Source organism: Moorena sp. SIO4A1 (assembly GCF_010672065.1).
Taxonomy (GTDB): Bacteria; Cyanobacteriota; Cyanobacteriia; order Cyanobacteriales; family Coleofasciculaceae; genus Moorena.
Window position 1 is genome coordinate 1 of record NZ_JAAHHX010000345.1, and the last position, 2,159, is coordinate 2,159.

Annotated in this window: 3 protein-coding genes; 2 read left to right on the forward strand and 1 reads right to left on the reverse strand. The window is 43.0% G+C overall.

The genetic code is table 11. The features are described from left to right. Window positions 1-10: 10 nt before the first annotated feature. Complete coding sequence (locus F6K53_RS38045) at window positions 11-766, reverse strand: calcium-binding protein (protein ID WP_293084907.1); 756 nt, start codon at window positions 764-766, stop codon at window positions 11-13. Window positions 767-1,324: 558 nt separating this feature from the next. Here F6K53_RS38045 and F6K53_RS38050 point away from each other — a divergent pair. Then, on the forward strand, window positions 1,325-1,627 hold the full coding sequence (locus tag F6K53_RS38050; protein WP_293084909.1) for a MerR family DNA-binding transcriptional regulator: 303 nt from the start codon (window positions 1,325-1,327) through the stop codon (window positions 1,625-1,627). 66 nt (window positions 1,628-1,693) lie between these two features. Continuing rightward, the gene (locus F6K53_RS38055) at window positions 1,694-1,924 is read left to right on the forward strand and encodes a hypothetical protein (protein ID WP_293084912.1); all 231 of its coding nucleotides are present in this window, start codon (window positions 1,694-1,696) and stop codon (window positions 1,922-1,924) included. The last annotated feature ends 235 nt before the right edge of the window (window positions 1,925-2,159 follow it).

The window sequence follows — 2,159 nt, forward strand, 5'->3', positions numbered from 1 at the left end:
GTATTTTAGTTTATAGGTTCCCCCCCAGGATAAAGTCATTAAGTCCCAGTAAACCATTAGAATCAACATAAGCAATAGTCTCATTACCAAAGCTAATGCGAGTGCCGTTGACAATATTAACACCATGCACAATACCATTGAATGGGTTGAAATCGTAATTGTTAAATTGTCCGGAAATCACAATTTTATCAAAGTTGCGCTCGAAATTGTCAATGACCGCATAATCTACTGCACCAGGATTTGTATAATAGACGGTATTCGGAATCGCTACTAGGTTATTGGTGCCCAGTATAATCAGGTCACGACGGGCATCTAAAACACCAGGGTCAAGGATATCAATTTCACCAGCACCTTTCAAAATATCATTAGTACCGTTCAGGGTATCTGAACCCAAACCTCCAACTAGAGTATCTTTACCATTATCACCAGTGAGGAAATCGTTACCAGCATTCCCAAAGAGACGGTCATTACCAAAACCACCATCGAGGGTGTCGTTACCAAGATTTCCAAACATCCGGTCGTTGCCAAGATTTCCAAACATCCGGTCACGACCAAAACCACCATCGAGAGTGTCGTTACCAAAACCACCATCGAGGGTGTCGTTACCAAGATTTCCAAACATCCGGTCGTTGCCAAGATTTCCAAACATCCGGTCGTTGCCACCTAGACCACGCATCAGGTCGTTGCCACCTAGACCACGCATCAGGTCATTAAAAGGGGTACCTCTTAGGTTATTGTTGAAGTTGTTACCAATAATATTTGCCAAACCATTTACTCCTTATCGATTGCAATTATTTTTAAAATTTGTGGATTGTTATGCTCAAGGAAATTTACCCTATTTGTGTGAGTGAGACCCTGAAAAACTATTCAAGAACTACCCATTATTAATAGGAGTGGTTTAGAAATTAAGAATCAAGGCTTTTTGAAAACCTGCACTATATTAATCACTCCAAAAATCCAAATTTTCTACAGTTTTATATAAACTTTTGTAACAAATTACTGAAAACTTGAAAATTACAGTCCAAAGCAATTGAGTCAACGACACCCCAACACCCAATACCCTGATGCGTGTTTCAGAATCTGAAGTGCTACATTTCGTTGTCTTTGACGCTACCCTAGGCATAAGTCAGTAAACCAAGTACTTTAGCGCTTGTCCCCGGCTGCGGCTGGGGTTTTTCATTGGGCATCTGCTGACTGTCTCCATCCTCAAGGGGTCTTTCCGGAAAGAAAGTTAGATTTGAGGTGCTAACAGCAGAACAGATGAGGCACCTTGTAGATGAGACTAGTTACCCCGTTGGAAGCTTGTCAGATTTTAGATGTCCCGATGGAAATGCTTGAAAGCATGACAGCGGCAGGGATGATCAAGATGAGACGGACTCAACATGGCATACGGCGCTATGACCTAGACTCGCTCCAGGGGAACTTGAAGAGGATGATCAATCCAGCAAACTTTCCGGAAGGTAGGCCGGTGATTGACCGCATGGTTACACCAAATGAGGCGGCCAAGGCTCTGGGAGTAACCACTAGGACTTTGAGGAACTGGGAGGCGGCAGGCAAAATAAAGGCGACCAAGAACAAGAAGGGTAGGAAAATCTACGACTTGGACTCGGTAGTCTATGAGGATTGATTTGAGTTGCTTTCCGGAAAGCAATAAAGGAATTCTACACGAGGGTTGACTGGTTGTGATTCAGGTATGGTCAAGGATACAGCAAAAATTACTCCTATCAACTATTTCACACTTTCCGGAAAGCAATCTAATGGTGGAGATAGGCAAACCACCTTGATACTTAACCCGATGGCTGCGATCGCTTTATCTATCAAAACGGCTTCCAACTGGACCTGGGAAGAATGCGGTCAACCGTGTCAACCTTTGTATAGCGATGGATATATTTTGGTCGCTAAGGCTGAAAAGCTTGCTATATAAAAGTTCCAGCAACCATCTGAACTGTCCCACTTTTGTCCCCAAACGGGACAGTCAATATTGGGAAGTCACGATTTTACGTTGATATAGCCTGTTTTCTACAAGTTTCCCAAGTATCGAAAATGGGACAGTTGCCTCTAGCGACCACTTTTTCTCTACTGCTATACAAAGGCGAGAGTGACAAAAGAGGGCTAAAGACACTACTTTTGCCAACCTTACGATTCATAGTTAGGCGAGA